The sequence below is a fragment of the Sinomonas sp. genome, from assembly GCF_036848755.1.
Lineage (GTDB): Bacteria > Actinomycetota > Actinomycetes > Actinomycetales > Micrococcaceae > Sinomonas.
This window is the reverse complement of record NZ_DAIUJO010000025.1, coordinates 33,580-39,066: the sequence shown is the minus strand read 5'-3', so window position 1 is coordinate 39,066 and position 5,487 is coordinate 33,580. Positions and strand designations below refer to the sequence as shown.

At 71.6% G+C, this 5,487-nt stretch carries 3 protein-coding genes; all 3 read left to right on the top strand.

What is annotated here, in order from left to right:
- The first annotated feature begins 355 nt into the window (after nt 1–355).
- Genes V7053_RS05980 through V7053_RS05970 form a run of 3 tightly spaced genes read left to right on the top strand, consistent with a single transcriptional unit; the run spans nt 356 to nt 5,262 of the window.
- Nucleotides 356–1,393: an AAA family ATPase gene (locus V7053_RS05980; protein ID WP_334171354.1), complete on the top strand. Its 1,038-nt coding sequence runs from the start codon at nt 356–358 to the stop codon at nt 1,391–1,393.
- Between the two features lie 6 nt (nt 1,394–1,399).
- Nucleotides 1,400–2,731 (top strand): DUF58 domain-containing protein, encoded by a 1,332-nt coding sequence (locus V7053_RS05975; RefSeq protein WP_334171353.1) that lies wholly within the window; start codon nt 1,400–1,402, stop codon nt 2,729–2,731.
- A complete protein-coding gene (locus V7053_RS05970) occupies nt 2,695–5,262 on the top strand; it encodes a transglutaminase TgpA family protein (protein WP_334171352.1) in 2,568 nt (855 codons plus the stop codon). Before V7053_RS05975 ends, V7053_RS05970 begins: the two co-directional genes overlap by 37 nt.
- The last annotated feature ends 225 nt before the right edge of the window (nt 5,263–5,487 follow it).

Sequence of the window (5,487 nt, the reverse complement as noted above, 5' to 3'; positions counted from 1 at the left end):
GCGCCGTCCCCCAAGGCAGCGCCGTCCGCAGAGCCAGCGCCGTCCCCCGAACCGGCGCCGTCGGCCGCCTCCGGACCCTCATGTGGCTGCTGATCCCCCGGCTTTTCATGCATGTCTTCCCCCTTGCCGTCCCCCATGCAGCAAGCCTCCCAGCAGCCTCCGACAAAATAAGGCCGCCCGACAATCCGCGCCCCCGAGACGCGTGCTCTCGCTTCCCTCGTCTTCGTGAATGCATCACAGCGGCGTCACAGAATCGGGCGGGGTCGAAGGCTCAGGTTGCGGGTAACGTGGACTGAACAGAGGTGTGACGGACGTCTCGTCCGTGGTCACACTCCCACCGGCTCAGGGGGAATGCATGGACGTGCACCACGCCGCGGCGACGGCCCTCACGCCGCTGAGAGCTGCCCCTCCCGCAGCGCCCATGCCGCCCGCCCGCTTCCGTGAGCTGTGCGAAAACATCCTTGCTGCCGTGGACCGGGTGATCGACGGCAAAGCGGAGGCCTCGCGCCTCGCACTCACGGTGCTGCTCGCCCAGGGCCACCTGCTCGTCGAGGATGTACCCGGCGTCGGCAAGACGATGCTCGCCAAGACCATCGCACGGACCATCGACTGCTCTGTGAGCCGCATCCAGTTCACCCCGGACCTCCTGCCGAGCGACGTCACCGGGGTATCGATCTACAACCAGGCCACCCGCCAATTCGAGTTCCGCCCCGGCGCTGTCTTCGCCAATATCGTGATCGGCGACGAGATCAACCGAGCATCTGCGAAGACCCAGTCCGCCCTCCTCGAATGCATGGAGGAGCACCAAGTGACGGTCGACGGCACGTCGTACGGGTTGAGCGAACCGTTCATGGTCATCGCCACCCAGAATCCGATCGAGATGGAAGGAACGTACCCGCTGCCAGAGGCTCAGCGCGACCGCTTCATGGCGCGGATCTCGATGGGCTACCCGGACGAAGCCGCCGAGATCGAGATGCTTGAGAGCCACCAGTCGGAGTCCCCGCTGCTGTCAGTTGAGCCCGTCGCCGAGGCCTCCGACGTCGCGGCCATGATCGAAGCGGTCAAGGCGGTGTACGTCTCCGACCCCGTCAAGGAATTCACGGTCGCACTCGGTCGAGCCACCCGAACGAGCGAGCGAGTCCGGCTTGGGGCGAGCCCCCGCGCCGTCCTGCAGCTCCTGCGGGCGTCGAAGGCCCGTGCGGCCCTCGACGGCCGCGACTTCGTGCTCCCTGACGACGTCGCCGCCATGGCGCCTGCCGTGCTGGTCCACCGGCTCATCCTCGACCGCCGCGCTGCGGCAGCGGGACTCACGGTCGCCGGCGTCGTGGATCACATCCTCGCCACAGTGCCGCTCCCGTCCGACGGCGCCGCTCGTCTTCGTCGGCAGGCCTAACCAACCATGGCTGCCCCGCGAGCACCGTGGCAGGGGCGCCTCACGAGCGTGGGCTGGGGATTCCTCATCGCCGGAACGGCCGTCCTTCTCGCCGCGCAGGCCATGGGGCGGCGAGACCTCCTCCACCTCTCGGCCTTCCTCCTGCTCATCCCGGCCGCGGCCTGGCTCTCGACGCGGCTGTTCCGACCCGGCCTGACGGTCGAGCGTTCGACCGAGCCGCCGATCGTCGAGGCCGGCCAGCGGGCCGAGGTCCACTTGGCAATTCGTCACGCGGGGGTCCTCGTGGGCCGCCTGTCCATGGCAGAGCAGCTCCCGTCCACGCTCGGGACCGGTCCCGACTTCGCCTACCCGGGGCGCACGGTGGGGTACGACGGCGCAAGCCGCTACCGCTATCAGCTCTCTTGCCCCCGCCGCGGCCTCTACCTGCTCGGCCCGGTCGAGGCTCGCTCCACGGACGTCTTCGGCGTGACGGAGCAGCGCACGCGCATCGACGACGGCACGATCCTCACGGTCACCCCGGCGCCAGTGCCGCTCGCAGCCTCCGTTCTCTCGGGGCTCCGCGGAATCGAGGGCGTCATTGCGACGCGGATGCAGGCGAATCCCTCGGAGGACGACGTCATGACGCGCGAGTACCGCCACGGCGATCCCATGCGGCGCGTCCACTGGGCGGCGACGGCGCGGCATGGCGAGCTCATGGTGCGCCAGGAGGAGTCGGCCACCTCCCCGGAGGCCACCATCATCCTCGACCTTCGGCGCGAGGCCTTCCCCGTCTCGTCGGGGCGGGCCGTCCCCCCGGGCGAGTGGGCACCGGGTTCGCCCGAGTTCGAGTGGGCCATCACGGCCGCCATGTCCGTCGCCGCCCACCTCGCCGACCTCGACTACTCCCTCCGCCTGCTCGACACCGACGGCAGCCTCGCGCTCTCGCACTCGCCGTCGTCGTCCGAACCGGACGCCCCCGACTACTCGGGCCGCACAGGCCTCGCCTCGGTTGCCGAGGGACTCGCCGCGATCCTGCCCCGTGGGCGCGAGAACGGCACCCCGGCGCGCGCCGGGGACGGCTTCGGCGACCTGCTGCTCGACCGACTCGAGGCCCACGGGCAGCGCGGGCCCATCGTCGCGGTCCTCGGCCGCACGACGGCCGACGACGCACGCGTCCTCGCCCCTTCGGGCGCCGCCTCCGAGCGGGCTCTCGCACTCGTCGTCGCCGACCGCCCGGGCGCTTGCCACGGCGCCGTCGAAGCGCTCCGTGCAGCTGGGTGGTTCGCTGTCGAGGCGACCCCGTCAACGAGGATCGACGCCGCATGGCTCGCCCTCACGGCGGAGGTGGCCCCATGGTGACGAGCGCTCCCGCCCCGCCCGCACGGGGCCTGCCCTCTGGGCCGCCGGAACAGCCAGAGCGCCGGTCGTCCCTGCCCGGCTGGCGCTCCCTCGCGTGGCGGCCGGCCGCCGTCGGCCTCCTGCTCGCCACGTCCGTTGCGGGTGCCGCCCTCTCGTACGACGGCGTTCTCCGCAGCTGGGCATGGCTGTACCCGATCGTCGTCGTCGTCTTCGCGACCGCGATCGCGGTTGCGGTCGCCCGCCTTCTGCGCGCACCGCACGTCGTGCCCTCGCTCGTGGGGCTCGTGATCTGGGCGTTCGCCATGTGCAGCATGTTCCTGCGCGACACGTCCTTGCTCGGATTCATCCCGACGGCCCAGACGATCGAAGGGGTCCGCGAAGCCCTCGACGAGGCGTGGAACACCATCTCATTCGAGGCCGTCCCGGCTTCCCCGAACGTCGGCATCGTCGCGCTCCTCGCCGGGGCCCTCGGCCTCACCGCGCTCATCGGCGAAGCGATCGGCGTCGCGTGCCGCATGCCGGCCGTCGCCGGAGTCGCGCCGCTCTCCGTGCTCACCGTGCCGGCACTCCTCAAGTCCGACGGACCCGGCGGCTGGGGCTTCGCGGTCGGCGGCGCGGCCTACCTCGGGGCGCTCGCGCTGGCCCGAGCGGACGTCGTCGCCAGCGAGGACGCGGGGTCGAGGCCCGCACGGCCCGCGGGGGCCGCTGTCTCGCCGTCGCGCGTCATCACGCTCGTGGGCGCCATCGTCGTGGGGGCTCTCGTGCTGCCCACCCTCATCCCCGGCTTCGACAGCGGCTCGTTCCCCGAGGGTTCTCGGCTCAAGTACTTCGGGCAGAACGTGGGCCTCAACCCCTTCATCAGCCTCGGCAGCGACCTCCGAAGCGGCCAGGGGGTCGGGATCATCCGTTATGCGACGGACTCGACCCAGCCCGTGTACCTACAGACCACCACCGTGGACTCGTTCGAGGGAAGCACCTGGGGCCCGGACAACCGCGACGACCAACGGCAGTATGACCTCAGCTCCATCACCACTGAGACCGCCCAGACCGCCCAGCTCCTCACGACGACCACAGTCATCTCGACCGGCAACTTCACGAGCCCCTACCTCCCCGTCCCGTTCGCCCCGGTTTCAGTCTCGGGGGTTCAGGGGCGCATGGGCTGGGACCCCCTCAACCTCAGCATCAAGGGCGATCCCGGGGCGAGCCTGGGACAGAACTACGTGGTTCGGTCCGTCGTGCCCAACCTCACGCCCGCGGAGCTCGCCGCCGTGCGCACGACGCCGCGCGGGATCGGGCTCGAGACGTCGGCCGTGCCGAGCAACGTCCCGAGCCTCGTACGGACGACGGCGGCAACGATCACCAAGGGTGCGGCGACGCCGTACGCGAAGGCCCTCGCCATCCAGGCCTACCTGCGGACGTTCACCTATTCGGAGCAGGCACCCGTACAGCAGGGCTACGACGGCACCGGCATGGACGTCCTCGAAAAGTTCCTCGAGAAGAAGTCGGGCTACTGCATCCACTTCGCCGCCGCCATGGCCGTCATGGCCCGCCTCGTGGGCATCCCGAGCCGCATCGCAGTCGGCTTCGCCCCAGGCCACCCCACGGGCGCTACCGTGGCCGTCGCTGGGCTCGGCTCGCTGCCCGAGTACCAGGTGGATGCCCGCGATGCGCACGCGTGGCCCCAGCTCTACTTCGAAGGCCTCGGCTGGGTGTCATTCGAGCCCACGCCCTCCAGGGGAGCCGTCCCCTCCTATGCGCAGACCGATACCCCCTCGGGCGTCAGCACCAACCTCGACAACCCGAACGACGCCCTGCGAGCGACGGCGGCCCCCAAGGCTGCGACGCCCACCCCGAGCCCTGCGGCCTCGCATGCCGCAAGCGCGGCGTCGGCCCAGACCCGGACCGAGGTCACCGGGCTCGGGCTCGGCGCGGCGCTCCTCGCTGCGCTCCTCGTGCTTCCCGCAGCCATCCGTGCCACCCAACGACGCCGTCGCCTCGCCCGCGGCATTGAGGGGATGTGGGAAGAACTCGAGGCCCTCGGGCTCGACCACGGCCTCGCCGCCGACCCCGCTGACACCCCGCGCGCCTACGCGAGACGGCTCGAGCGGTGGGAGGCCGACGACGGGAGTTCGAGCGAGAGCGCAACGCTCAAGGGCGCGCTCGCAACCCTCACACGCGAATACGAACGCTATGAGTACGGGCCGCCAGGGTACGCGGCCGACGACGCCGCAGCCCGGGACGCCCTGGCCGCTGTTGCCCGCGCCGGCCGCGCCACGCGCTCGCCGCTCGCCCGGGTCCGCATCGCCGCCCTCCCGCCGTCGGCCTTCGGAAGGCCGAGCGACGCCATGCGACACCCGCTGCGGAGGGCTCGGGACCGCGCCCTCCGGCTGATCGGCCGCGCCGTCTCGCCCCTGCTCAAGCGCTGGGGACCGGCCGTCAAACGACTGCCCCCCGCCAAACGACTGGCCCCCGCCGCGGATGCAGCGAGGGCCAGGTTCCCGCGGCGGGGTCGCCGGGGAGGCAATGATTAGGGGTCTCCCCGCCCGCTCCGGGCCGGGAACGGGTCCCCAGCCCGCGTACGGGTCGGCGATGCCGTGCTCGTTTCCCCGCCCGCTCCGGGCCGGGAACGGGTCGCTAGCCCGCGTACGGGTCCGCGATGCCGTGCTCGTTTCCCCGCCCGCTCCGGGCCGGGAACGGGTCCCTAGCCCGCGTACGGGTCCGCGATGCCGTGCTCGTTTCCCCGCCCGCTCCGGGCC